Genomic DNA, 23,935 nt, shown 5'->3' on the forward strand with positions numbered 1-23,935 from the left:
CAAGCTCGTACAAGGTCACCACGGGACCAGGGCGCACGTTGATGATCTCGCCGCGCACGCCGAAATCCTCCAGCGTCGATTCGAGCAGGGTGGCGTTCTGCTCCAGCGCGTCGGCCGAGACGGCGGCGGTGGCGGCCTTCTTGGGCTCGGCCAGCAGCGTCAGGGCGGGCAGCTCGTAATCGTCCACGTCGGCGGGGACGGGGGCGCGGCCGGTCTCGCGGGCGATCCGCTGGCCGGGCTGGGGAGCGGCGGCCGGCATGGTGACCCGGCTCGGCGCCGCCTCGGCGGCCTTCGGGGCCGGCGCGGGCGGGGGGAGGGGATCGTCGAACGCGTCGTCGAGGGGCTCGTCGAGGGGTTCCCAGGGCTCGTCGTCCTCGGGCTCGGGGACGGGCGGCAGCGCGGCGCGGCCTGCGGGCGCCGGCGCGGCGGGGCGGGGAGCCGGCTCGGGCGCGCGGGCGCGGGGCGCCACGGGGGCCGAATCGAGCACGGGCTCGCGGCGGCGCACGGGCACCGCGGCGGGCTCCTCGTAAGGCTCGCGGCGCAGGGCGCCCCGCGGGGTCGCGGGAACGAACTCGTCGTCGTCGCGGGCGGCGCGCAGCTGCTCCAGGCGCCGGCGCAGGTTGCCCTTGAAGCTCATGATCCCGTGGGCGGCGGCCCCGACGGCGAGCACGATCCAGCTCGGCTCGTCGTCCCGGGGCGCGTCGTCGTGCTCCTCGGGCTCGGGAACCCGGCTGCGGCGCACGGGAGCGGGCTCGGGCTCCTCCTCGCGCTCGTCGGCCTCCGCGAAGCCGAAGCCGCAGGCCGCGGTGACGGAGAGGATCGCGACGCCCGCGAACATGAAGCCGATGAGCGCCGTGCCGGCCCCGCCGGACGTGCCCGTGACGGTGCGGACGGCCGTGAGGAGCGCGTCGCCCACCACGCCGCCCAGGCCCGTCGGCAGGGGCCAGCGGGCGGTGGCCGGAAGCGCGCTCGCGACCGCCGTGGCGGCGCCCGAGCCCGCGACCCAGAGCGCGAAGCGCAGGCCCAGCCGCTCCAGCGGGCGCCCGCGCATGAGGCACCAGCCCCACGCCACGAGCGGGGCCAGCACCGCGATGCCCCCTAGGCCCACGAGCTGCATCAGGAGATCCGCCACCGCGGCGCCGGGATAGCCCAGCACGTTGCGCACGGGGGCCTGCGTGGCGTGGTTGAAGCTCGGATCCTCCACCGACCACGTGGCCAGGGCCGCCACGAGGGCGCCCGCGCCTCCCATGAGGCTGATGCCGAGAAGCTCGCGCGCGCGCCGGGCCAGGAAGCCGCGCAGGGCCTCCGTGACGATCTCGAAGGGCGTGGGTTGACGACGGATCGTGCGCATGGGCCGGATCGTGACGTTGGAACGAACCCCGACCCTAGGAGGGCGCGGTTAAGGGCCGATTAACCTTGCGGGACCGGGGCCGGGGTCGGAAAGGGACGCCCCGGCCCGCCGCATGAAAAAGCCCCGGCCGTGTGGCCGGGGCTCGTCTCGTCCGCCGTGCGGAAGGGATCAGTAATTGTAGGCGCGCTCGCCGTGGTCGGCGAGGTCGAGGCCCTCGCGCTCGGCCTCCTGGGTGACCCGCAGGCCCACGACGAGGTCGACGAGCTTGAAGAGGACCACCGAGCCGATGCCGGTCCAGGCGAGGGTGACGCCCACCGCCACGAGCTGCTTCCACACCTGCGTGCCGATGGAGAAGTCCGCCGCGCCGAGCCCGCCGAGCGCCGGCGAGGCCACCACGCCCGTGAGGATCGCGCCGATGAGGCCGCCGACCCCGTGGATGCCGAACACGTCGAGGGCGTCGTCGTAGCCCAGCGCGTTCTTCACCGCCGTGCAGGCGAAGTAGCAGCCCGCGCCCGCGACCAGGCCGAGCACGATCGCGCCCATGGGGCCCGAGAGGCCTGCGGCCGGGGTGATGGCAACGAGGCCCGCCACCGCGCCCGAGGCGACGCCGAGCAGTGAGGCCTTGCCCTTGGCGCTGGCCTCGACGGTCATCCAGGCGAGGCCCGCCGCGGCGGGGGCCACGATGGTGTTGAGGAGGGCGAGCGCCGCCGTGCCGGTGGCCTCGAGGTTCGAGCCCGCGTTGAAGCCGAACCAGCCCACCCACAGGAGGCAGGCGCCGATGAGGGTCATGGTCAGCGAGTGCGGGGCCATGAGGTCGCGGCCGTAGCCAAGGCGCTTGCCGATGAGGAGGGCGCCTATGAGGCCCGCGACGCCCGAGTTGATGTGCACCACGGTGCCGCCCGCGAAGTCGAGGGCGCCCAGCGTGAACAGGTACCCGTCCGAGTGCCAGACCATGTGGGCGATGGGGATGTAGACGAAGGTCACCCAGAGCACCGTGAACAGCATCACGGCCGAGAACTTGATGCGCTCGGCGAAGGCGCCGACGATCAGCGCCGGGGTGATGGCCGCGAAGGTGAGCTGGAAGGCCACGAAGGTCAGCTCGGGGATGACCACGCCCTTGGTGAAGGTGTCGGAGGTCGAGTCCGGCACGACGCCGGCGAGGAAGGCCTTGGAGAAGCCGCCCACGATCGACGTGATGCTCCCGCCCGACGTGAAGGCGAGGGAGTAGCCGTAGAGCACCCAGATGATTGCCACCACGCTGAACACGGCGAAGACCTGCATCAGGACCGAGAGCATGTTCTTGGTCCGCACCAGGCCGCCATAGAACAGGGCCAGGCCCGGAAGCGTCATGAGGATCACGAGGATGGTGGAGACCATCATCCACGTGGTGTCGCCCTTCATGGGGACGGCGGCCGCGGCGGCCGGAGCCTCGGCGGCGGGAGCGGCGGCTTGCGCCAGGGCCGGCTCGGCGGCGGCGAGGGCCAGCCCGCAGCCCGCGAGCAGGGCCGGAACGAGGAGCTTGAGCTTCATGGTGGAACTCCGATGGGGTGCTGGGGAGCGCGTCACAGCGCGTCGCCGTCGGTTTCGCCGGTGCGGATGCGGATCGCCCGCTCCAGGGGCATCACGAAGATCTTGCCGTCGCCGATCTGGCCCGTGCGGGCCGCGCCCGCGATCGCCTCGATCACGGAGGCGACGGCATCGGCCGCGACCGCGACCTCGATCTTCAGCTTCGGCAGGAAGCTCACGGCATATTCGGCGCCGCGATAGATCTCGGTGTGGCCCTTCTGCCGGCCGTAGCCCTTCACCTCGGTCACCGTCAGCCCGTGCACGCCAAGGGAGTTCAGCGCGTCGCGCACCTCTTCCAGCTTGAACGGCTTGATGATCGCCATCACGATTTTCATGGGTGTGCCCCCTTTCCCGCTCGCCGCGGTTCGATCGCACGGTCGCCGCAACCCTTGAGGGCTCGCGACACGTTCGACGTGCGCAATTCAAGCCTCGTGCCAAGTGGGGCCAGCTGGGCGATTCGGGGCCGCGGAACCCCCGAATGGGGGCCGGGCGTAGCGTGGCTCCCGGACGGGGACGGGCCCGGAGCACGATTGCACAGATTTTAAGCGGTCTTGCCCCCGCGTAATTGCCTAAACTTGAGGCAAATGCCCCGCCTGATCAGGCGAGGTCCAAGCGCTGGCGGATCAGCCCCTCCTGCGCCACCGAGGCGACGAGCCGTCCGTCGCCCGTATGGATCGACCCGCGCGAGAAGCCCCGGGCCCCCGAGGCGCTGGGGCTGTCCTGGGCGTAGAGCATCCAGTCGTCGGCCCGGAACGGGCGGTGGAACCACAGGGCGTGGTCGAGGCTCGCCGCCTGGATCGAGCGCTCGAACACGGTCCGCCCGTGCGCCGCGAGGGAGGAATCGAGCAGCGTCATGTCGGACGCGTAGGCGAGCACCGCCTGGTGCACGGCCGGGTCGTCGGGCAGGGCGCCCGTGGCGCGGATCCAGAGATTGAAGCGCGGCTCCATGGGCTCCCGGCTGGTGTAGCGGGTATATTCCACAGGGCGCAGCTCGATCGGCCGCTCGCGCTCGTAATAGGCCCGCACGGGATCCGGCATGAGCGGCAGGACGCTTTCGCGCACCTGCGCCTCGATCGGCAGGTTCTCGGGGCCCGGCACGGCGGGCATGGGGGCCGCGTGGTCGAAGCCCGGCTCGTCGACATGGAACGAGGCCGACATGGAGAAGATCGCCTGCCCGTGCTGGATCGCCACCACGCGGCGCGTCGTGAAGCTGCCCCCGTCGCGAATGCGCTCGACCTCGTAGATGATCGGCACCTTCGGGTCGCCCGGGCGCAGGAAATAGCCGTGCAGCGAATGGGCGAGCCGCCCCTCCACGGTGCGGGCGGCGGCCACCAGGGCCTGCCCGATCACCTGCCCGCCGAACACGCGCTGCCAGCCCACCTGCGGGCTGCGACCCCGGAACAGGTTGCGCTCCAGGGGCTCGAGATCGAGGATGGCGAGGAGATCGTCGACGGCGCGCGACATGCGGGGCTCTTTCGGGCTTGACGCCGGGGGGCGGGACGGGTCGCTTGCGGTTCGACCCCGTTTGGCGGCCCCCGTCAAGCGCTTCAGCCGAGAGCGAAAGCCCATGTCGAACCCCACCGACGCCGCCCCCCGCCCCGAGCCCTGGACCGTGGCGATCGCGGGCGGGGGCATCGCCGGCCTCTCCCTGGCGCTCGCCCTCAAATCCGCCCTGCCCGACGCGGTGGACGTGATCCTGTTCGATCCCGCGCTCTCGCGCGATCCCCGCGGCGACCGGCGCGCCTATGCGGTCGCGGCCGCGGCGCGGCGGATGTTCACGGCCTTGGGCGTCTGGGAGGCGGTCTCAGGCGGCGAGCAGCCCATCCTCGACATGGTGGTGACCGACAGCCGCCTCGGCGACGTCGTGCGGCCGGTCTTCCTCACCTTCGAGGGCGACGCCGGCACGGGCGAGCCCTTCGCCCACATGGTGGAGAGCGGCGCCCTCGTCGCCACCCTGCTCGACGCCTGCCGCGCCGCCGGCGTGCGGCTGGAGACGGGGAGCGTGCGGGGCTACCAGGCGGACGGGCCCTGCGTGCGCGTCGACGCCGGGGACGGGGCACCGATCAAGGCCCATCTCCTCGTCGCGGCGGATGGCGGGCGCTCGCGGCTGCGGGGCGAGGCGGGCATCGGCTGGGTGGGCTGGTCCTATCCGCAATCGGGCATCGTCGCCACCATCGGCCACGAGCGCGACCACGAGGGCCGCGCGGTCGAGCACTTCCTGCCGTCGGGCCCTTTCGCGATCCTGCCGCTCGCGCCGGGCGGCGCGCTCGGCCACCGCTCCTCCATCGTCTGGACGGAGCGCAACGAGGTCGTGCCCCACATGCTGGCGCTCTCCCCCGAGGACGCGCTCGCCGAGATCGAGCGCCGCTTCGGGCTGCAGCTCGGGCGGCTCGCCCTGGAGACGCCCCTGCGGGCCTATCCCCTGTCCTTCGGCATCGCCCGCGATTTCGTCGCCCCGCGCCTGGCGCTGCTCGGCGACGCCGCCCACGTGATCCACCCCATCGCGGGCCAGGGCCTCAATCTCGGCCTCAAGGACGTGGCGTCGCTGGCCGAGGCCGTGGTGGACGCCGCGCGGCTGGGCATGGACCCAGGCGGGGCGGACGTGCTCGAAACCTACCAGCGTGCCCGCCGCTTCGACACCCTCGCCATGGGCGTGGTCACCGACGGCCTGAACCGCCTGTTCTCCAACGACGCCACGCCGATCCGCCTCGTGCGGGATCTGGGCCTGGGCCTGGTCGACCGCCTCCCGGTGCTCAAGCGCTTCTTCATCCGGGAAGCCGCCGGCATGTCGCCCTCCACGCCCCGGCTCATGCGCGGCGAGGTGCTGTGAGGGGGAGGGCGCCGCTTCGCGTCAGGCGACCCGCCGGGGGCGGGCCCGATCCGCTCAGCGGCGCGCCCTGAGAGTCTGACCCGAAAGGTCTTGCTCCTCCCCCCCCCCTCATGCTGAGGAGCCCGCGCCAGCGGGCGTCTCGAAGCACGCACCACGCCTGCCACAGCCATCCTGTAATCCCTGGAACGCCCTTCGAGGCTCGCTCCGCTCACACCTCAGGACGAGGTAGGAGGGTGGGCCGTACTTATGAGTCAGCCTCTGAGATCGGCGACGTCGGCGGCGGCCTTCGCTCGGGGCTTCGCCTTCGCCATGATCTTGCGTGCCCCGGTGCCCCGGCGCGAGCCCGTCGACGCGAACCGCGCCGGCGTCCGGGCACGCGCCACCGTCGGGACGGGCTGGGTCACGGCGTTGGCCGCCGGTGGCGAGGCGGGCTGTGCGTCCGGCGCAAGGCCCGGGAGGGCAGCCCCGGCAAGGGCGAAGGCAAAGGCCAGCCCGTCGAAGGCCAGGGCCGGCGCGGGTACAAGCAAAATCGCTGCGATCAGGGCCATCCTCATTTTCATCGAGACCTCCACCACGATAGTCCGCTTCGTACGACCGGAGATTTCTTCCTAGGGGACCGTGCTCATGGCTCGAAACCTAAAGGATCGGTGTCCCGCGGAATTGTGAGATCACCTTGGATATTGCCGGATGGGACGAGATCCATCGCGCAGGCTTCATGCGACAACCTTGTCCGAGCCGCCCTGTGGCGTCCGTGGGGGATGTGCGCCTTCTTTGGAAGGTTCTGGAAATCAGCGAAGGACATCGCCATGGTGCGATGCCACCAGAGCGGAAAGCATTTCTTCTTCGCGCTTCAGGCGCCGGCACCGCCGGCCAATCTGATCGGGGGCGTGTTCAGCGGTTCCGCCATCCATGACGCGAGCGCCCGCCCGGTCGCATGCCGGATCCTGCTCATCCGAGACCGCGCGAGCGAACGGGCGCCGGCCGCACGGCCCACCTATATGCCGCCGTCGACGAACCTCATCGCCGGCCTGCTGGTCAGTCTCGGCTACGACCCCGAGGAGAACTGCCGCGGCCCCGCCGATCGGTTCGGGGCCTTCCTGATGGAGCGGTCGGGGGCGGGTCTGCTGGACACCCCCGCCGACGCCGTCGGGACCCTGGGCTTCGCGCTGGACAGCCTTGGGGCGATGCCGGCATAGCGTCCGCCAGCGCGGTGGAGCGATGCTCGGCCTCTCAGGCCCCGGTCCCACGCACCGCCCTCAGCGCGCCCGCGATCACCGCCTGGAGCTCGTCCACGCGGAAGGGCTTGCGCAGGATCACCGCGTCGGGGCCCGCGACGGCCTCGATGGCAGCGGTGTCGGCGTAGCCGCTCGCGAAGACGATCGGCAGGGTGGGGCGGCGCTCCCGGGCGGTTCTCGCCACCTCGGCGCCGTTCATGCCCGGCATGGCGAAGTCCACCATCATGAGGTCGGGGGTGCCGGCGTCGAGGGCGGCCAGGCCCTCCGGCCCGTCCCGCGCCTCGATCGCCCGGTAGCCGAGCGCCTCGAGGGAGGCCACGAGCATGCGGCGGATGTCGGGATCGTCGTCGACGACGAGAATTGTCGCGGTGCCCCCGCCGGGCGCGGCCGCGTCCGCCGCGGGCTCGCCGGGGCGCGGCACGGGAGCGCTCGTGCGCGGCAGGTAGAGGCGCACCGTCGTGCCCGCGCCGGGCCTGCTGTCGATGCGCACCGTCCCGCCGGCCTGGCGGGCGATGCCGTAGACCTGGGACAGGCCGAGCCCCGTGCCCTTGCCCACCCCCTTCGTGGTGAAGAACGGATCGAAGGCGCGGGCCACCACCTCGGGCGGCATGCCGGATCCCGTGTCGGCGGCCGACAGCTCGACATATTCGCCCGCCTTCAGCTCACCCTCCCCGTCGCTGCGGTGAAGCCGCGTCCCGATGACGAGGTCGCCGCCGTCCGGCATGGCGTCGCGCGCGTTGATGGCGAGGTTCAGGAGCGCCATCTCGAGCTGCGTCGGGTCGGAGAGCACCGCGCCGTCGCCCTTGAGATCGAAGCGCAGCCGCACCTGAGGGCCGAGGGTGCGGGCGAGCAGGTCGCCCATGCCCTGGACGAGGTCGGTCGCCACCAGGGGCTTGAGCTCGATGCGCTGGGCGCGCGAGAAGGCGAGGAGCTGCCCCGTGAGCTTGGCGCCGCGCTCGGCCGCCTCCAGCCCGGCCTCGGCATAGCGCCGGATCCGGTGCGGGTCGTCGGGCTTGCGGCGGATGAGATCGAAGGCACCCACCACGGCGCCGAGCAGGTTGTTGAAATCATGCGCGATGCCGCCCGTGAGCTGCCCGACCGCCTCCATCTTCTGGGCCTGGCGCAGCGCCGCCTCGGCCACGACCTGACCCGTGATGTTGCGGCTGGATCCCACAAGGCGGGTGACGCGGCCGGCGCCGTCGCGCACGGGGAAGATCGAGGTGTCCCAGTGCTGGGGCTCGCCGTTGAGCTCGTACACGTCGCGGAACTGGAGGAGCTCCCCCGTCTCGGCGACCCTCCGGTAGACCGCGACGAGCCGCTCGGCGAGGTCGGGGGGCAGGATCTCGTCGATGCGCTTGCCGCGCACGTCGTCGAGCTTGAACCCGACCCCCGCCTCATGGGCCGGGTTCAGCTCCTCGATCGTGAAGCCGCCGTCCGGCTGGACCCCGATCACGAAGAGGGCCTCTGGGGTGTTCTCGAAATAGGCCCGGTAGAGCGCGTCCGCCTCGCGCCGGGCCGCCTCCGCGGCCTGCAGCTCGGCCTGGCGCTCCCTGTCCGAGGTGACGTCGCGGGTCACCGAATAGAGCTTGCCCCCCTCCGGCACCGCCACCCAGGAGAGCCAGCGCCAGCCCCCGTCCCGCGTGCGGTAGCGGTTCTCGAACTGGAGCACGGGGCTGCCCTGCAGCACCTGGGCATAGGCGTCCGCGCTCGCATGCGCGTCGTCCGGGTGCACGAACGCGGCGTAGGGGTGCCCTTCGATCTCCGCGGTCGACCAGCCGAGCGACAGCGTCCAGGCCGGATTGACGGCGTCGAAGGTGGCCGTCGCCATGTCGATCACGGACAGGAGGTCGAGGCTGTGCCGCCAGATGAGGCCCCGCTCCCGGGTGCGCTCGACGATCTCCCGCTCGAGGTCGGCATTCAGGGCGAGGAGCGCCTCCTCGGCGAGCCGGCGGCCGTGGATGTCGACGGACGCGCCGAACCAGCGCACGATCTCCCCCGTCGCCGGGTCGCGGTAGGGTTCGGCGCGCACCAGGAACCAGCGGTGGTCGCCCGCCGCCGAGCGGATGCGATGCTCGACCATGAAGGGGGCGCCCGACCGTCTCGCCGCTTCGAACGCCGCCATCGTGGCCGCCGCGTCGTCGGGATGCACATGGCTCGCCGCCACCTCGGCCGCGGTCGTCGGCCGGTAGGGAACGCCCGTGTAATCCGACCATTGCCGGTTGAAGAACTCGACGCGGCCCTCGGCATCCGTGATCCAGACGATCTGGGGCACGGCGTCCGCCATGAGCCGGAACCGCGCCTCGCTCTCCTTCAGCTCGCGCTCGGACGCCACCCGCTCGGTGGTCTCGGCCAGAACGCACAGGACGCCCGCCGGCCGGCCGCTCTCGTCGGGCACGGGCGAGTAGCTGAGGTCCATCCACACCTGCTCGGGCCGGCCGTGCCGGTGCAGGGTGAGCTCCTGGTCGCGGTAGGCCAGCGTGCCGCCGGCGAGGCCCACCCGCATGACGTTGTCGTTGAAGCCGGCCACCTCGGGCCAGCCCTCGCGCACCTTGGCGCCGAGCAGCGCCGGATGCCGTCCGGCCGCGAACGCCGAATAGGCGTCGTTGTAGAGCATGACGCCGTCCTCGCCCCACAGCATCACCATGGGGACGGGCGAGCGCAGCAGGAGAAGGGCCGCGGTCCTGAGGCTCTGCTCCCAGGTCTCGACGGGGCCGAGCGCCGTCGCGGACCAGTCCCGCGACGCGATCAGCCGGCCGCACTCGCCGCCGGCGAGGAGGCTGTCACGGAAGGCGTCGGACAGGGGGTCGGCCACGGTCGATCCTCGGACGTGCGGCCGCGGGGGCGGGAGGGCCGTCCATGGGCCTTCCCGCGGCGTTCGTCATCGGGGCCCGCAGGGTGTCGCTGCCCCGGAAGCGGGCCGCTCAGGCCTTCTCGGCCTTCGCCCGCTCGATCCCCTCGAGGATGAGCTTGCGGGCCTCCGCGGCGTCGCGCCAGCCCACGACCTTCACCCACTTGCCGGGCTCCAGGTCCTTGTAGTGCTCGAAGAAGTGCTCGATCTGCTTGATCGTGATGTCCGGCAGGTCGGTGTAGCTCTGGACCTTGTCGTAGCGCTTGGTGAGCTTGGGCGCGGGCACGGCGATGATCTTCTCGTCCATGCCGGCCTCGTCCTCCATGAGGAGGACGCCCACGGGGCGCACGCTCATGATGGCGCCGGGCACGATGGCGCGGGTGCTGGCGATGAGCACGTCGCAGGGGTCGCCGTCCTCCGACAGCGTGTGCGGGATGAAGCCGTAATTCCCGGGATAGCGCATGGCGGTGTAGAGGAACCGGTCGACCACGAGGGTGCCGGCGGCCTTGTCCATCTCGTACTTGATGGGCTCGCCGCCGACGGGCACCTCGATGATGACGTTCACTTCGTCGGGCGGGTTCTTGCCGATCGAGATCGCGTCGATGCGCATGGGACTGCTTCTCTCTTGAAAACCAAAGGGCCGGGGTCGGCGCTTCCCTAACGGCGCGCCGGCTCCGGCACAAGCGGGACCTTCGGTTTACGTTATTCCGCGGCTTCGCGGGCGGCGCCCCGGCGCGCGGTCTCGACCGTGAAGGGGCGGGCGTGGCGCAGCGCAGGGATCCGGCCGCGGGCCTCGTCCACGAGGGCGGTGTCGATCCGCGCCAGGACCACGCCCGGCACGTCCCCCGCCTCCGCCAGCACCCGGCCCCAGGGGTCGACGATGATGGAATGGCCGAAGGTCTCGCGCCCGTCCTCGTGCGTGCCGCCCTGCGCCGCCGAGATCATGAACGAGCCCGTCTCGATGGCCCGCGCCCGGTGCAGCACGCTCCAGTGCGCCTCGCCCGTCTGCCGGGTGAAGCAGGCGGGCGCGGACAGGAACCGGGCGCCGTTCTCGGCCAGCGCGCGGTAGAGCGCGGGAAAGCGCACGTCGTAGCAGATGGTGAGGCCGAGCAGGCCCCAGGGCGTCTCGCCGAGCACCGCCCGGTCGCCGCCCGTATAGGTGTTGGACTCGCGCCAGGACTCGCCGTTGGGCAGGTCGACGTCGAAGAGGTGGACCTTGTCGTAGGTGGCGACGATGGCGCCGTCCGTATCGATGAGGACGCCGCGGTTCGCGACCTTCTCGCCCTCCCGCACGGCCACAGAGCCGATATGGACCACGATGCCGCGCTCGCGCGCCACCTCGCGCAGGGCCGCGATGGTGGGGTCCGTCTCCTGCGGGCCGACCTTCGCGAAGAGGTCGTCGCGGTTGCGCGCCACGAGGGAGGTCATCTCCGGCGTCTGGACGAACTGCGCCCCCTCGCCCGCCGCCTGGCGCACCAGGGTCACGGCGTCGTCGCGATTCTTCGACGGATCGGTGCCCGAGCGCATCTGGGCGCAGGCGGCGACGAAACTCTGGGTCATGCGGGCACTCCCGGGTGTGGCGCGTCAGGCGGCGAGCAATCTATCGAGTTCGCCGCGCGCGTCGAGGGCATGGATGTCGTCGCAGCCGCCCACGTGCCGCTCGCCGACGAAGATCTGCGGCACCGTCGAGCGCCCGTTCGCCCGCTGGATCATCTCGGTCCGCGCGCCTGCCGTCGCCTCGATGTCGATCTCGCGATAGGCGACCCCCTTGCGATCGAGGAGATCCTTGGCGGCCGAGCAATAGGGGCACCAGCCCTTGGTGTAGATGGTCACAGGGGACATAGGGGGCCTCGCGCCGGAAAGGGTCGGACGGGCGCAATATGGGGGCAGGGGGCCCACGCGGCAACGGCGCCCATCCCCCTCCCCCTTGCGGGGAGGGGTTAGGGGTGGGGGTCGGGACGCGAGAGGTCCCGGTCGAGAACAAGGCTGTACAGGCGTGCGTGCGCCCCACCTCCCCGCCAGCTCAGACTTTGCGACCCCCACCCCTGCCCCTCCCCGCAAGGGGGAGGGGTGAGGTCACGCCTCCGTCACGACCCGCGCGAAGGCGAGCACGTCCACTGCCCTCGCGCCGCCGCGCAGGAGCGCGCGGGCGGCGGCGTTGGCGGTGGCGCCGGTGGTCAGGACGTCGTCGACGAGCACCACCCGGCGGCCGTGGAGGCGGGGCTTTGCCTCCTCGGGCACCCGCAGCGCGCCCTGCAGGTTCTCCTGGCGCTGCGGGCGAGTGAGGCCGATCTGCGGCTTGGTGCGCTTCACCCGCGCCAAGAGGAAGGGATCGCAGGGCACGCCGCTGCGCGCCGAGATCACGCTCCCCAGCGCCATGGCCTGGTTGAAGCGCCGCCGCCACAGGCGCACCCGGTGCAGCGGCACGGGCACGAGCACGTCCGCCTCGGCGAGGAGCTCGGCGCCCGCCTGCGCCATGAGGCGGCCCATGGGCCCCGAGAGCTCCAGGCGGTCGTTGTATTTCAGCCGGTGGACGAGGTCGCGCGCCGCGCCCTCGTAGCGCGCCACCGCCCGCGCCCGCTCGAACACAGGCGGATCGGCGATGGCCGCGGGCGACAAGAGGGGGCCGACGCCGAGATCCGCCACGAAGGGGGTGCCCAGCCGCTCGCAATAGGGCCGCTCGATGAAGGGCACGCCGCCCCAGCAGGCCGCGCACAGGCCATGCGCCTCGCCCGTCGCCGCCCCGCAGGCGATGCAGGCGGGCGGATAGACGAGGCCGACGAGCGCCCGCAGCGCCTGCCCCGTGAGGCGGGTCGCGAGCCGAAGCGGCGCCGTCATCTCAGGCGAGCGCCACCGCGCCGAGCGCCATGGTGACCGCCGCCTGGGTCGGGTCGATCACGGGGACGCCCAGCGCCTCCTCCAGGGACCGGCGGTGGCGGGCCATGCCGGCGCAGCCCATGACGATCGCCTCCGCCCCGTCGATCTCCTTGAGCTCGCGCCCGACCGCGATCATCCGGTCGAGCGTGCCCTCGCCGGACGCGGTCTGCGCCACGGACATCTCGAGGGGACGCTCGCCGGCGAGGCGGTCCATGAGGCCCATCTGGCGCAGGTATCGCAGGTGGCGGCGGATGGACTTCTGCCGGATGGCGATGACCCCGAAGCGGTCGGCGCGGGCGAGCGCGGTGAGCACCCCGCATTCCGCGATGCCGAAGACGGGGCGGGCCGTGCCCTCGCGGCAGACATGCAGGCCCGGATCCGAGTAGCAGGCGATCACGAAGGCGTCGGCGTCCTCCGCTTCGACGAGGCGGCGCAGGGGCATCGCCACGCCGTCCACGTCGGCTTGGGACTCGATGCCGTAGGGCCCCTCGGCGAGCGTGCGGCAGACGATCTCCGGCCCGTCCGCGAAGGCGAGCGGGCGCAGGGCCTCGTCGAGGCCCCGGGTCACGGCCTCGTTGGAGTTGGGGTTCACGACGAGGATGCGGCGGCGGGACATGGGAGCTCCTGGGATCGCCCATTGAAGCGCGCCGCCGCCGGATGTCCAGACCCCCGGCAATCCTCCCTATCCACATCGTCGGGGCAGGCATGCGCTGGGGGTTTAAGCTAAACTGCCCCTGCGGAATTGACTCGCGGGGGCCACATGGTAAGGAGCCCGGCCTCGCGGGACGCGGTCGAGCGCGCCCCGAAGAGCCCTCCGCTGGACCCGAAGCGAGCCCGTGCCAGACCCAATCGCCGCCCGCGTCACCCCCTCGGACATGGCCAACGCCATCCGGGCCCTCGCCATGGACGCCGTGGAGGCCGCGAAGTCGGGACATCCCGGCCTGCCGATGGGCGCCGCCGACGTGGCGACGACGCTGTTCGCCAAATTCCTGAAATACGACGCCGCCGATCCCGCCTGGCCCGACCGCGACCGCTTCGTGTTCTCGGCCGGCCACGGCTCGATGCTGCTCTACTCGCTCCTGTTCCTGACGGGCGTGAAGCCGGTGACGCTGGACGAGCTCAAGCGCTTCCGCCAGCTCGACTCGCTCACCCCCGGCCACCCTGAGAACTTCGTCACGCCGGGCGTCGAGACCACCACGGGCCCCCTCGGCCAGGGGCTCGCCACCGCGGTGGGCATGGCCATCGCCGAGCGCATGCTCGCGGCCGAGTTCGGCGACGAGATCGTCGACCACCGCACCTATGTGCTCGCCTCCGACGGCGACCTCATGGAGGGCATCTCCCACGAGGCGATCGGGCTTGCCGGCCACCTACGGCTCAACAAGCTCACGGTGCTCTGGGACGACAACGGCATCTCCATCGACGGGCCGCTCTCGCTGTCCGACACCACGGACCAGCTCAAGCGCTTCGAGGCGTGCGGCTGGCGCGCCATGCGCGTCGACGGGCACGATCCGGCGGCGATCGCCCGGGCTCTGCGCAAGGCGCAAGCCTCCGACCGCCCGACGCTGATCGCCTGCAAGACCGTGATCGGCTTCGGCGCGCCGAAGAAGGCGGGCACCTCCAAGGCCCACGGCGAGCCGCTGGGGCCTGAGGAGCTTGCGGGCGCCAAGGCGGCGCTGGGCTGGACGCACGCGCCCTTCGAGATCCCCGACGAGATCCTGAAGGCCTGGCGCCGGGTCGGCAAGCGCGGGCGCAACGAGCGCAAGGCCTGGGAGGAGCGCGTCGCCGCGCTGGCTCCCGACCGCCGCGCCGAGCTGGAGCGCCGCCTCAAGGGCGATCTGCCGACGGGCTTCGCGGACGCCATCGCGGGCCTGAAGGGCCGTCTCGCCGCCGAGCCGGCGACGGTCGCGACACGCAAGGCGAGCGAGATGGCGCTCGAGGCCATCACCGCCGTCACCCCTGAGCTGGTCCTTGGCTCGGCCGACCTCACGCCCTCCAACAACACCAAGACCAAAGGGCTGACCGCGATCTCGCCCGGCCAATATGCCGGCCGCTACATCCATTACGGCATCCGCGAGCACGGCATGGCGGCGGCCATGAACGGCATCGTGCTCCACGGGGGCCTGCGCCCCGCCGGCGCGACCTTCATGGTCTTCACCGACTATGCCCGCCCCTCCATGCGCCTCTCCGCGCTCATGGGCGCGCCCGTCGTCTACGTGATGACGCACGATTCCATCGGCCTTGGCGAGGATGGGCCGACCCACCAGCCGGTGGAGCACCTCGCGGCGCTGCGCTCCATGCCCAACATGCGCGTCTTCCGCCCGGCGGACGCCATCGAGACGGCGGAAGCCTGGCAGCTGGCGCTCGAGCGCCGCGACGGCCCGACCACCCTGTCGCTGACCCGCCAGAACCTCGCCCCCGCGCGACGGGACGGCGGGGCGGAGAACCGCTCGGCGCAGGGCGCCTACGAGCTCTCGCCCGCCGACGGCGAGGCCGCCGCCACGATCTTCGCCTCCGGGAGCGAGGTGGAGATCGCGCTCGCCGCGCAGGCGCAGCTCAAGGAGCGCGGCGTTCCGGCCCGCGTGGTCTCGGTGCCCTCCCTCGATCTCTTCCTGGCGCAGGACGAGAGCGTGCGCCGCGCCGTCGTCGGCACCGCCCCCGTGCGGGTGGCGGTCGAGGCTGCCGTGCGCTTCGGCTGGGACGCCGTGATCGGCGACGAGGGTTCGTTCGTCGGCATGGCGAGCTTCGGGGCGAGCGCCCCATATAAGGATCTCTATCGGCACTTCGGCATTACGGCCGAGGCTGTCACGGAAGCGGTGCTGCGGCGCCATAACAGGCGGGGCTGAGTGCGAGCCCCCAAAGGAGCAAGAACATGACGGTGAAGGTCGCAATCAACGGGTTCGGACGCATCGGGCGCAACATCCTGCGGGCCATCGCCGAGAGCGGCCGCACCGACGTGCAGGTCGTCGCCATCAACGACCTCGGCCCCGTGGAGACGAACGCCCACCTCCTGCGCTTCGACTCGGTCCACGGCCGCTTTCCCGGCACCGTGCGCGTCGAGGGCGACACCATCGACGTCGGCACCGGCCCCATCCGCGTCACCGCCATCAAGAACCCGGCGGAGCTGCCCCACCGCGAGCTCGGCGTCGACATCGCCTTCGAGTGCACGGGCATCTTCACGTCGAAGGACAAGGCGAAGCTGCATCTCGATGCCGGCGCCAAGCGCGTCCTCGTCTCGGCCCCCGCCGACGGCGCCGACCTCACGGTGGTCTACGGCGTGAACCACGACAAGCTCAAGGCCGAGCACATGGTGGTGTCGAACGCCTCGTGCACCACGAACTGCCTCGCCCCCGTGGCCAAGGTCCTCAACGATGCGATCGGCATCGAGAAGGGCTTCATGACCACGATCCACTCCTACACGAACGACCAGCCGTCGCTCGACCAGATGCACAAGGACCTCTACCGCGCCCGCGCGGCGGCGATCTCCATGATCCCGACCTCGACGGGGGCCGCCAAGGCCGTGGGCCTCGTGCTGCCCGAGCTCAAGGGCCGGCTCGACGGCACCGCGATCCGCGTCCCCACCCCCAACGTCTCGGTGGTCGACTTCAAGTTCATCGCCAAGCGCGAGACGAGCGTGGACGAGATCAACGCGGCCATCAAGGCGGCGGCGGACGGCTCGCTCAAGGGCGTGCTGGGCTACACGGACCAGCCCAACGTCTCGATCGACTTCAACCACGACCCGCACTCGTCGATCTTCCACATCGACCAGACCAAGGTCATGGACGGCACCCTCGTGCGCGTCATGTCCTGGTACGACAACGAGTGGGGCTTCTCGAACCGGATGGCCGATACCGCCGTTGCAATGGCGAAGCTGATCTGACCCCCGGAGCGCCCGCCATGGCCGACCCTACCCCGCCGACCCGCCTGGAACCCCAGCTCGGGTCGGGACCGGGCTTCGCCGCGCCGCCCGTGGCGAGCCCGGTCGCAAGCCCCGCCATGAGCCCCGCCGCCGGCCCGGTTGCCAGCCCATTGGCCGAGCTGCGGGCCGCGGTGGAGTCGGGCGGGCCGGCCGCGGCCTCCCCGGCCGTCATCCCGCCGCCCGCCCTTCCGGGCGACCGGGTGGGCGTCGACCAGCTCTCGCGCATCGAGGACAAGGCGGCGCGGATCGAGGAGAAATATGCCCGCTCCGAGGCGCTCCTCAACCGCGTCGAGGATCGGGTCGAGAAGGCGACCGCCCGCATGGGCGAGGCGGCGCGCGGCCAGGACGTGGCGGCCCTGCGGGGCGAGGTGGCGGCGCTCGACCAGCGCCTGCGCGGCGTGCCGGGCTTCGGCACCCTCCTCCTCGTCGGCGTCCTCTCGGCCCTGATCGGCGCCGGCACCACGGTGGCGGCCCTGCGCTACGGCGTGCCGGGCGTGATGCCGCCCATCGTCAACGTTGGAGGTCAGACCCGATGAGCTTTCGCACCCTCGACGACATCGGCGACGTGAAGGGGAAGCGCGTCCTCGTACGCGTCGACCTCAACGTGCCCATGGAGGCCGGCCGCGTCTCGGACGCGACCCGCATCGAGCGGGTCCTGCCCACCCTGCGCGAGCTCGCCGGCAAGGGGGCTCGGGTCGTGCTCCTGTCGCATTTCGGCCGGCCGAAGGGCCGCGACCCGAAGGATTCGCTGAAACCCGTCGCCGAGGAGACCGCGCGCCTGCTCGGGCGTCCCGTCGCCTTCGCCGAGGATTGCGTCGGCGCCCCGGCCGAGGCGGCGGTGGGCGCCATGAGGGACGGCGACGTGCTCCTCCTCGAGAACACCCGCTTCCACGCGGGCGAGGAGGGGAACGAGGCCGCCTTCACCGACGCGCTGGCCCGGCTCGGCGACGTCTTCGTCAACGACGCCTTCTCGGCCGCCCATCGGGCGCATGCCTCGACCGTGGGCCTCGCCGAGCGGCTCCCCGCCTTCGCGGGCCGCACCATGCAGGCTGAGCTCGACGCCCTCACCAAGGGCCTGGAGCATCCCCAGCGTCCCGTGGTGGCGATCGTCGGCGGCGCCAAGGTGTCCTCCAAGATCGACCTCCTGGAGAACCTCGTCACGAAGGTGGACAGCCTCGTGATCGGCGGCGGCATGGCCAACACCTTCCTCAGCGCCATCGGCGTCGCGGTGGGCAAGTCGCTGTGCGAGCGGGATCTCGCGCCGACCGCCCAGCGCATCATCGACAAGGCCCGCGAGCACAATTGCGCCATCGTGCTCCCCGTCGACGCGGTGGTGGCGTCCCAATTCAAGGCCGACGCGCCCCACCACGAATACGGCATCGACGCCATCCCCGACGACGGCATGATCCTCGATGTCGGCTCCATGTCGGTGGACCGGGTGCGCTCCACCCTCAACGACGCCCGGACTCTCGTGTGGAACGGCCCTCTTGGCGCCTTCGAGCTCAACCCCTTCGACAAGGGCACCGTGGAGGCTGCGCGCCACGCGGCCGAGCGCACGCGGGCCGGCCACCTCGTCTCGGTGGCGGGCGGGGGCGACACGGTGGCGGCCCTCAACCATGCGGGCGTCGCCGAGGGCTTCACCTACATCTCCACCGCCGGCGGCGCCTTCCTGGAATGGATGGAGGGCAAGCCGCTGCCGGGGGTCGACGCCCTGCGCAAGGCGTGAAATCGGGCGCCCCGGTCGACAAACGGCCGGGGCGCTTCCATCTTTGACAGGATCCGCCCGCCGGTCCCGAGCAACCGCAATCGTGAGCGACAGCGTCCCGCCGTGACGCCCGAGATGCCGCAGAGCATCGGGGCGAGCCCCGCGGATCCGGACGCCCCGTCGCCCACCTCGGGACCGGCGCGGCGAACGCGTCGCGTCGGCCGGGCTCCCCGCCCGTGCCCGCGCGGCGACGAGGACCAGAACAGAAACCGGGAGAGATCGACATGGCCCGCATCACGCTTCGGCAACTTCTCGACCACGCGGCCGAGAACGATTACGGCGTGCCCGCCTTCAACATCAACAACATGGAACAGGCGCTCGCCATCATGGAGGCGGCGAACGGCGTCGACGCGCCCGTGATCATCCAGGCGTCCCGCGGCGCCCGCTCCTACGCCAACGACGTCATGCTCAAGCACATGATGGACGCGGTGACGGAGATCTACCCGCACATCCCCGTCTGCGTGCACCTCGACCACGGCAACGAGCCCGCCACCTGCATGACCGCCATCCAGGCGGGCTTCACCTCCGTCATGATGGACGGCTCGCTGAAGGCCGACGGCAAGACCCCGGGCGACTGGGACTACAACGTCGCCGTCACCCGCCAGGTCACCGAGATGGCGCATCTGGGCGGCATCTCCGTCGAGGGCGAGCTCGGCGTGCTGGGCTCCCTGGAGAGCGGCATGGGCGAGGCCGAGGACGGCCATGGCGCCGAGGGGCAGCTCTCCCACGACCAGCTGCTCACGAACCCCGACGAGGCGGTGAAGTTCGTCGCCGAGACCAAGGTCGACGCGCTCGCCATCGCCATGGGCACCTCGCACGGCGCCTACAAGTTCACCCGCAAGCCCGACGGCGCGATCCTCGCGATGCACATCATCGAGGAGATCCACGCCAAGCTGCCCAACATGCACCTCGTGATGCACGGCTCGTCGTCGGTGCCCCAGGACCTCCAGGACATCATCAACCAGTATGGCGGCAAGATGCCCCAGACCTGGGGCGTGCCCGTCGAGGAGATCCAGCGCGGCATCAAGCACGGCGTGCGCAAGATCAACATCGACACCGACAACCGCATGGCGATGACGGGTCAGATCCGGAAGATCCTCCAGGAGAACCCCGGCGAGTTCGACCCTCGCAAGTACCTCAAGCCCGCCATGGAGGCGATGACGAAGCTCTGCCGCCAGCGCCTGCAGGAGTTCAACACCGCCGGCCAGGCCTCCAAGATCAAGCGCGTCCTCACCACCGCCGAGATGGCCAAGCGCTACGCCAAGGGCGAGCTCGACCCGACCTTCTCGGGCGCGGCGAAGCAGGCGGCGGAGTAGGAGCTTCACCCTCCATGACGGGACAGAACGCAAGGGCGGCCGTGAGGCCGCCCTTTTTCATCGCCGCCCGGGCGCCTCGCACACCCGCGCCACGATCCGCCGCACGATCGGCGCGATCACGAGCACCGACGGGAAGGCGATCGCCCAGGCCGAGAGCCAGGCGGAGAGCCACAGCCCCACGAAACCCGGCGGCAGGCCGAGCGCGCGCAGGGTCGCGATCCCCGATACGATGAGGGACATGAGGCCCGACAGGAGCAGGCCGAAGAGGATGGGGGCGAAGCGGGCGGGAAGGAGTGGCATGCGGCGAGCGGCGTAGCACCGCGCGGGCGGGGCTGTCACCCCGGATAAGCGGGCGCCGCTCCCCTCTCCCGAATGGGAGAGGGGAGCGCGCCCGCTCTCCAAAGGCTTGCGCTTTCGGCCCCGTGGCGGCACATGAGGGCCGTGAGCACGTCCCAACTCTATCTCGTCACCCCGATCGTCGATCAGCCCGACGCCTTCGCCCCGCTCCTGTCGGCCGCCTGCTCGGCCGGCACGGTGGCCGCCGTGCAGTTGCGCCTTGCGGCGGCCGACGAGCGTACCCTCGTCAAGGCCTTGAAGGCGCTGTGCCCCGTGGCGCAGGAGAACGGCGCGGCCGTCCTGCTCGCCGTGGTCGGCGAGGCGCCCGTGGATCTCGATCTCGTCCTCGTGGCGGCCCGCGGCGGCGCCGACGGGGTGCATGTCGAGGCGGATCTGGAGGCGGTGCACGAGCTGCGCGGACGGCTCAAGGACGAGCGCATCCTCGGCGTCGGCGGGGTGCGATCGAAGCACGACGCCATGTCGCTCGGCGAGGAGGGGGTCGACTACCTCCTCTTCGGCGAGCCCCGCCGCGACGGCTCCCTGCCGCATCTCGACTCGGTCGAGGAGCGGGCCGCCTGGTGGGCCGAGATTTTCGAGACGCCCTGCGTCGCCTTCGCCCCGGATCTCGCGGCCGTCCCGCGCCTGGCCGCCACCCGGGCGGAGTTCGTGGCGCTCGGCGACGCCGTCTGGACCCACGAGGGCGGACCCGCGGCCGCCGTGCGGGCCGCCGCCGCGGCGCTGCGCGACGGGGCCGGCGCCTGATGCGGGCACGGCTCCTCGCCACGGCTCTCGGCTTCGCCGTCGCGCTCGCCGCCGGCAGCGTCCCCGCCCAGACCACGACCCCCGCCGCCCCGCCTCTGACGCTCCGACCAGCAGCCGGCCCGCCCGCGCCGGATGCGGATACGGCCTACGGCGCCTATCAGCGGGGCCTGTTCCTCACTGCCTTCAAGGAGGCGAGCGCCCGGCTGGAGAAGCTGCCCAACGACGCGGCCGCCATGACCCTCATCGGCGAGCTGCACCGGCAGGGCTTGGGCCTGCGCGAGGATCCCGCCCGCGCCGCCGAGTGGTTCCGCCTCGCCGCCGGTCTCGGCGACCCGAACGCCATGTTCTCGCTGGGCATCATGTCGCTCACCGGACGCGGCCAGGAACGCTCCCCCGAGCATGCCCGCGAATGGCTGGAGCAGGCCGCCGAGCGCGGCCACGCGGCGGCCTCCTACAACCTCGCCCTGCTCCTCCTGCCGAGCGACGAACCCGCCGATTTGAAGCGCGCCGTGGCGCTCCTGCGCCGGGCCGCCGAGGCCGAGGTGGCGGATGCCCAGCATGCGCTCGGCGTGCTCTATGCCAAGGGCCGCGGCGTCGAGCCCGACAAGGCGGAGGCGCTGCGCCTCTTCACCCGCGCCGCGGCGAACGGCAGCGTCGCGGGCGAGGTGGAGCGCGCCATCGCGCTGTTCAACGGCGACGGCGCGCCCGCCAGCGAGCCCGAGGCGGCCCGCCTGTTCCGCCGCGCCGCCTTCCGCGGCAACGCCATCGCCCAGAACCGCCTTGCCCGCCTCTACGTGGCGGGGCGCGGGGTGCCCAAGAACGAGATCGAGGCCGCGGCCTGGCACATCCTCGCCTCGGGCCAGGGCCTGTCCGACACCTGGCTCGACAACGCCCTGCGCAACCTTCCCGCCGCGGACCGCGCCCGCGCCGAGAAGATCGCCGCCGAGCGCTCGAGCTGATCCTCTCACGCGGCGCGGCTCGCCCCGAGCCCGTCCGCGATCTCGCCCGCCGCCCGCTCCCCCTCGGCCCAGGCGCCGCCCACCGTGCCCCATTGCTCCCGCGAGAGCGCCTCGCCGGCAAACCACAGGCGGTCGGCCACCGCGTGCTTGAGGTCGTCCCGGACGGGGAAGCCGCCCGGCGGCACCACGGCCCAGGAATTGCGGCTCCACGGATCCTCGCGCCAAGCCGACACCCCGGGGATCGCGAGATCGCGGATCGCGCGGGGGCCGAAGCGCTCCGCGAGCACAGCCCGGGCCAGGCGCCGCGCCGCGTCGGGCCCGCGATCCCCGAGGCGGTCGCGCATGGGCTGATCGAGCTCGAAATAGTGGAACGGCGTCCCGTCGATCCGGGTCAGCATCCCGGCGGGCTTCGCCGGGCCGCCCGCGAACGAGGCGATGCGGTCCGCGCCCTGGAACGGCGCGCCGGGCCAATGCAGCACCACGTGCTCGTAGGTGCCCGGCAGGAATCCGTGGATCGCAGCCCCCGTCGGGTCGGGCAGGGCCGGGTCGAAGCGGATCGCGCCCGCCTGGAGCACGCTCACCGGCGCCGTGACGATCGCGGCCCGCGCCCGCAGCGCGCCGAACGGGCCCTCGATCCGCACCCCGCGCCCCGACCAGTCGATCCGCGTCACGGGCGCCTGCAGGCGGATCGGCAGGCCCCGGGCGAGCCGGGCCACATAGGCGCCGTAGCCGCCGCGGATGAAATGGTTGTCCGCGTATTCGAGGCTCGGGAAGTCGCGGGCGCTCACCTGCGTGAGCGGACGGCCGCAGACGAGCCCGTGCACGGTGGTGACGGGCTCGCGCCAGCGCCCGAGCAGGGGGAGGTTCGCCGCCGCGGGGCCGTCGCGTGGATCGCCCGCGTGGCCTGTGAGGGTGCGGTCGGCCCGGTCGAAGGCGCGGCCGAGCGCGTCGGCCTCGGCCGCGGTCGCCATCCGCCGGCCGACCACGAGGTGCGATGCCTGCGGCGCGCGCCGCAGGGGCTCGCCGCGAGCCAGGGCCAGGGCCACGAGAGGATTGATGGGTCCGGCATGGAGCCAGTGGGCGCCAAGATCGACCGGGTGACCCCGCAGGTCCACCGTGACGGCCCGCCCGCCGACCCAGGAGCGGGCTTCCAGCACCGCGACCGTGAGGCCCCGCGCGAGCAGCGCCCGCGCCGCGCCGATCCCCGCCGCGCCGGCCCCGATGATCGCGACGTCGGGCTCGGAGGGGAGGGGAGGGGGATCGGCAGGCATGGACGAATCGGGCCTCGGGGCGGACATGGCTCTTGCACTGCGCCCGCCCGCCGCTCATGTCGAGGATGGCGCCGGGCCGGCGCTCGTCAACGGGGATATCGGCATGCTCGTTCAGGCGGCCTTCGCCGCATGGCGCCAGGTCTTCTCGGCGCCGTTCCGGGGCATCCTGTGGAAGTCGCTGGCGCTCACGGTCGCGCTCCTCGCCCTCCTCTGGTTCGGGCTCACCCGGCTCCTGGGCTACTGGCTCCAAGGGCATCCGCTGAGCACCTCCTACCCCCTCGTCGACACGATGGCGGTCTTCCTGGCGGGCGCGGGGCTCGTGGTGGCCCTGGCCTTCGTCCTGCCGGCGGTCTCGTCGGTGGTGGCGGGGTTCTTCCTCGACGACGCGGCCGAGATCGTCGAGCGCACCGACTTTCCCGGCGAGGCGCCCGGCGAGCCCATGCCGCTCGCCGCCTCGCTCCTCATGGGCCTGCGCTTCGCGGGCCTCTCGCTCCTGTGCAACCTAGCGGCGCTCGCCCTGATCTTCGTGCCCGTGGTGAACGTGGCGGCCTTCTTCGGGGTGAACGCCTACCTGCTGGGCCGGGAATATTTCGAGCTCGCGGCGGGGCGCTTCAGGCCCACGGCCCAGGCCGCCGCCATGCGCCGCTTCCATGCCGGCACCGCGTTCCTTGCGGGCGCCATGATGGCGGGGCTGCTCCTCGTGCCGCTCGCGAACCTGCTCACGCCGCTCTTCGGCATCGCCCTCATGGTTCACGTCCACAAGCGCCTCACCGCCCGGGACATCGCCCGCGGGATCCCGCAGACGGCGCAGCCTCCCTTGAGCCGCGCGGGCGCGGGGGAGTCGATCCGCCGCGGACCCGGGGGTTGATCGCGCCGGGGAAAGGGAGGAAGGTGCCCTCGTTC

At 72.3% G+C, this 23,935-nt stretch carries 23 protein-coding genes; 10 read left to right on the forward strand and 13 right to left on the reverse strand.

All coding sequences use genetic code 11. The annotated features are described in order from the left end of the window. From F0L46_RS24515 to tesB, 4 genes are all read right to left on the reverse strand, one after another. Positions 1-1,351 (reverse strand): DNA translocase FtsK 4TM domain-containing protein (locus F0L46_RS24515; RefSeq protein ID WP_188312134.1); only part of this gene is annotated, 1,351 nt, incomplete at its 3' end. Positions 1,352-1,519: 168 nt separating this feature from the next. Then, complete coding sequence (locus tag F0L46_RS24520) at positions 1,520-2,881, reverse strand: ammonium transporter (protein ID WP_149822248.1); 1,362 nt, start codon at positions 2,879-2,881, stop codon at positions 1,520-1,522. A 32-nt stretch (positions 2,882-2,913) separates the two neighbouring features. Further along, positions 2,914-3,252 carry a P-II family nitrogen regulator gene (locus F0L46_RS24525; protein ID WP_149822249.1) on the reverse strand — a complete coding sequence of 113 codons (339 nt, stop codon included), beginning with the start codon at positions 3,250-3,252 and terminating at the stop codon, positions 2,914-2,916. Between the two features lie 262 nt (positions 3,253-3,514). Further along, positions 3,515-4,381: an acyl-CoA thioesterase II gene (gene tesB / locus F0L46_RS24530; RefSeq protein ID WP_149822250.1), complete on the reverse strand. Its 867-nt coding sequence runs from the start codon at positions 4,379-4,381 to the stop codon at positions 3,515-3,517. A 103-nt stretch (positions 4,382-4,484) separates the two neighbouring features. Between tesB and F0L46_RS24535 the strand changes: the two genes are divergently transcribed. After that, positions 4,485-5,747: a ubiquinone biosynthesis hydroxylase gene (locus tag F0L46_RS24535; RefSeq protein WP_149822251.1), complete on the forward strand. Its 1,263-nt coding sequence runs from the start codon at positions 4,485-4,487 to the stop codon at positions 5,745-5,747. Positions 5,748-5,998: 251 nt separating this feature from the next. On the opposite strand, the gene F0L46_RS24540 is transcribed toward F0L46_RS24535, so the two are convergent. Further along, entirely contained in the window at positions 5,999-6,295 is a 297-nt protein-coding gene (locus F0L46_RS24540; protein ID WP_188312135.1) for a hypothetical protein, read from the reverse strand. A 258-nt stretch (positions 6,296-6,553) separates the two neighbouring features. Between F0L46_RS24540 and F0L46_RS24545 the strand changes: the two genes are divergently transcribed. After that, the gene (locus tag F0L46_RS24545; protein ID WP_149822253.1) at positions 6,554-6,943 is read left to right on the forward strand and encodes a hypothetical protein; all 390 of its coding nucleotides are present in this window, start codon (positions 6,554-6,556) and stop codon (positions 6,941-6,943) included. A gap of 34 nt (positions 6,944-6,977) precedes the next feature. On the opposite strand, the gene F0L46_RS24550 is transcribed toward F0L46_RS24545, so the two are convergent. The 6 genes from F0L46_RS24550 to F0L46_RS24575 all read right to left on the reverse strand — a co-directional run bounded on the left by F0L46_RS24550 (position 6,978) and on the right by F0L46_RS24575 (position 13,323). Beyond that, on the reverse strand, positions 6,978-9,794 hold the full coding sequence (locus F0L46_RS24550; protein ID WP_149822254.1) for a PAS domain-containing hybrid sensor histidine kinase/response regulator family protein: 2,817 nt from the start codon (positions 9,792-9,794) through the stop codon (positions 6,978-6,980). Positions 9,795-9,903: 109 nt separating this feature from the next. Next, positions 9,904-10,440 carry an inorganic diphosphatase gene (gene ppa, locus F0L46_RS24555; protein ID WP_149822255.1) on the reverse strand — a complete coding sequence of 179 codons (537 nt, stop codon included), beginning with the start codon at positions 10,438-10,440 and terminating at the stop codon, positions 9,904-9,906. Positions 10,441-10,532: 92 nt separating this feature from the next. Then, entirely contained in the window at positions 10,533-11,390 is an 858-nt protein-coding gene (locus F0L46_RS24560; protein ID WP_149822256.1) for a carbon-nitrogen hydrolase family protein, read from the reverse strand. A gap of 24 nt (positions 11,391-11,414) precedes the next feature. After that, a complete protein-coding gene (grxC, locus tag F0L46_RS24565; protein ID WP_149822257.1) occupies positions 11,415-11,672 on the reverse strand; it encodes a glutaredoxin 3 in 258 nt (85 codons plus the stop codon). A gap of 234 nt (positions 11,673-11,906) precedes the next feature. Continuing rightward, entirely contained in the window at positions 11,907-12,668 is a 762-nt protein-coding gene (locus F0L46_RS24570) for a ComF family protein (protein WP_149822258.1), read from the reverse strand. 1 nt (position 12,669) lies between these two features. Beyond that, positions 12,670-13,323 carry an aspartate/glutamate racemase family protein gene (locus F0L46_RS24575; protein WP_149822259.1) on the reverse strand — a complete coding sequence of 218 codons (654 nt, stop codon included), beginning with the start codon at positions 13,321-13,323 and terminating at the stop codon, positions 12,670-12,672. A 259-nt stretch (positions 13,324-13,582) separates the two neighbouring features. On the opposite strand from F0L46_RS24575, the gene tkt reads away from it, so the two are divergent. From tkt to fba, 5 genes are all read left to right on the forward strand, one after another. Next, positions 13,583-15,550 carry a transketolase gene (gene tkt / locus F0L46_RS24580; RefSeq protein ID WP_240540149.1) on the forward strand — a complete coding sequence of 656 codons (1,968 nt, stop codon included), beginning with the start codon at positions 13,583-13,585 and terminating at the stop codon, positions 15,548-15,550. A 26-nt stretch (positions 15,551-15,576) separates the two neighbouring features. Beyond that, the gene (gene gap, locus F0L46_RS24585; RefSeq protein WP_149822261.1) at positions 15,577-16,584 is read left to right on the forward strand and encodes a type I glyceraldehyde-3-phosphate dehydrogenase; all 1,008 of its coding nucleotides are present in this window, start codon (positions 15,577-15,579) and stop codon (positions 16,582-16,584) included. Between the two features lie 17 nt (positions 16,585-16,601). Next, positions 16,602-17,159, forward strand: coding sequence for a hypothetical protein (locus tag F0L46_RS24590; protein ID WP_240540146.1), 558 nt, complete (start codon positions 16,602-16,604; stop codon positions 17,157-17,159). Next, the gene (locus F0L46_RS24595; RefSeq protein ID WP_149822262.1) at positions 17,156-18,349 is read left to right on the forward strand and encodes a phosphoglycerate kinase; all 1,194 of its coding nucleotides are present in this window, start codon (positions 17,156-17,158) and stop codon (positions 18,347-18,349) included. Before F0L46_RS24590 ends, F0L46_RS24595 begins: the two co-directional genes overlap by 4 nt. A 263-nt stretch (positions 18,350-18,612) precedes the next feature. After that, complete coding sequence (gene fba, locus F0L46_RS24600) at positions 18,613-19,704, forward strand: class II fructose-bisphosphate aldolase (protein WP_149822263.1); 1,092 nt, start codon at positions 18,613-18,615, stop codon at positions 19,702-19,704. A 57-nt stretch (positions 19,705-19,761) separates the two neighbouring features. On the opposite strand, the gene F0L46_RS24605 is transcribed toward fba, so the two are convergent. Next, positions 19,762-20,004, reverse strand: coding sequence for a DUF2798 domain-containing protein (locus F0L46_RS24605; RefSeq protein ID WP_149822264.1), 243 nt, complete (start codon positions 20,002-20,004; stop codon positions 19,762-19,764). Between the two features lie 132 nt (positions 20,005-20,136). On the opposite strand from F0L46_RS24605, the gene F0L46_RS24610 reads away from it, so the two are divergent. Together F0L46_RS24610 and F0L46_RS24615 are read left to right on the forward strand one after the other, a co-directional pair. After that, on the forward strand, positions 20,137-20,802 hold the full coding sequence (locus F0L46_RS24610) for a thiamine phosphate synthase (protein ID WP_149822265.1): 666 nt from the start codon (positions 20,137-20,139) through the stop codon (positions 20,800-20,802). Further along, positions 20,802-21,761: an SEL1-like repeat protein gene (locus F0L46_RS24615; protein ID WP_149822266.1), complete on the forward strand. Its 960-nt coding sequence runs from the start codon at positions 20,802-20,804 to the stop codon at positions 21,759-21,761. Before F0L46_RS24610 ends, F0L46_RS24615 begins: the two co-directional genes overlap by 1 nt. A gap of 5 nt (positions 21,762-21,766) precedes the next feature. On the opposite strand, the gene F0L46_RS24620 is transcribed toward F0L46_RS24615, so the two are convergent. After that, positions 21,767-23,032: a flavin monoamine oxidase family protein gene (locus F0L46_RS24620; protein ID WP_240540147.1), complete on the reverse strand. Its 1,266-nt coding sequence runs from the start codon at positions 23,030-23,032 to the stop codon at positions 21,767-21,769. 103 nt (positions 23,033-23,135) lie between these two features. On the opposite strand from F0L46_RS24620, the gene F0L46_RS24625 reads away from it, so the two are divergent. After that, positions 23,136-23,900 carry a sulfate transporter family protein gene (locus tag F0L46_RS24625; protein WP_149822280.1) on the forward strand — a complete coding sequence of 255 codons (765 nt, stop codon included), beginning with the start codon at positions 23,136-23,138 and terminating at the stop codon, positions 23,898-23,900. The last annotated feature ends 35 nt before the right edge of the window (positions 23,901-23,935 follow it).

The organism is Salinarimonas soli (genome assembly GCF_008386575.1).
In the GTDB taxonomy this organism is placed as follows: Bacteria; Pseudomonadota; Alphaproteobacteria; order Rhizobiales; family Beijerinckiaceae; genus Salinarimonas_A; species Salinarimonas_A soli.

Coding starts and splice junctions, on each gene's coding strand:
- F0L46_RS24520 (WP_149822248.1), bottom strand. CDS start 2,881: ATGAAGCTCAAGCTCCTCGTTCCGGCCCTGCTCGCGGGCTGCGGGCTG.
- F0L46_RS24525 (WP_149822249.1), bottom strand. CDS start 3,252: ATGAAAATCGTGATGGCGATCATCAAGCCGTTCAAGCTGGAAGAGGTG.
- tesB (WP_149822250.1), bottom strand. CDS start 4,381: ATGTCGCGCGCCGTCGACGATCTCCTCGCCATCCTCGATCTCGAGCCC.
- F0L46_RS24535 (WP_149822251.1), top strand. CDS start 4,485: ATGTCGAACCCCACCGACGCCGCCCCCCGCCCCGAGCCCTGGACCGTG.
- F0L46_RS24540 (WP_188312135.1), bottom strand. CDS start 6,295: ATGGCCCTGATCGCAGCGATTTTGCTTGTACCCGCGCCGGCCCTGGCC.
- F0L46_RS24545 (WP_149822253.1), top strand. CDS start 6,554: ATGGTGCGATGCCACCAGAGCGGAAAGCATTTCTTCTTCGCGCTTCAG.
- ppa (WP_149822255.1), bottom strand. CDS start 10,440: ATGCGCATCGACGCGATCTCGATCGGCAAGAACCCGCCCGACGAAGTG.
- F0L46_RS24560 (WP_149822256.1), bottom strand. CDS start 11,390: ATGACCCAGAGTTTCGTCGCCGCCTGCGCCCAGATGCGCTCGGGCACC.
- grxC (WP_149822257.1), bottom strand. CDS start 11,672: ATGTCCCCTGTGACCATCTACACCAAGGGCTGGTGCCCCTATTGCTCG.
- F0L46_RS24570 (WP_149822258.1), bottom strand. CDS start 12,668: ATGACGGCGCCGCTTCGGCTCGCGACCCGCCTCACGGGGCAGGCGCTG.
- F0L46_RS24575 (WP_149822259.1), bottom strand. CDS start 13,323: ATGTCCCGCCGCCGCATCCTCGTCGTGAACCCCAACTCCAACGAGGCC.
- tkt (WP_240540149.1), top strand. CDS start 13,583: ATGGCCAACGCCATCCGGGCCCTCGCCATGGACGCCGTGGAGGCCGCG.
- gap (WP_149822261.1), top strand. CDS start 15,577: ATGACGGTGAAGGTCGCAATCAACGGGTTCGGACGCATCGGGCGCAAC.
- F0L46_RS24590 (WP_240540146.1), top strand. CDS start 16,602: ATGGCCGACCCTACCCCGCCGACCCGCCTGGAACCCCAGCTCGGGTCG.
- F0L46_RS24595 (WP_149822262.1), top strand. CDS start 17,156: ATGAGCTTTCGCACCCTCGACGACATCGGCGACGTGAAGGGGAAGCGC.
- fba (WP_149822263.1), top strand. CDS start 18,613: ATGGCCCGCATCACGCTTCGGCAACTTCTCGACCACGCGGCCGAGAAC.
- F0L46_RS24605 (WP_149822264.1), bottom strand. CDS start 20,004: ATGCCACTCCTTCCCGCCCGCTTCGCCCCCATCCTCTTCGGCCTGCTC.
- F0L46_RS24610 (WP_149822265.1), top strand. CDS start 20,137: ATGAGGGCCGTGAGCACGTCCCAACTCTATCTCGTCACCCCGATCGTC.
- F0L46_RS24615 (WP_149822266.1), top strand. CDS start 20,802: ATGCGGGCACGGCTCCTCGCCACGGCTCTCGGCTTCGCCGTCGCGCTC.
- F0L46_RS24620 (WP_240540147.1), bottom strand. CDS start 23,032: ATGCCTGCCGATCCCCCTCCCCTCCCCTCCGAGCCCGACGTCGCGATC.
- F0L46_RS24625 (WP_149822280.1), top strand. CDS start 23,136: ATGCTCGTTCAGGCGGCCTTCGCCGCATGGCGCCAGGTCTTCTCGGCG.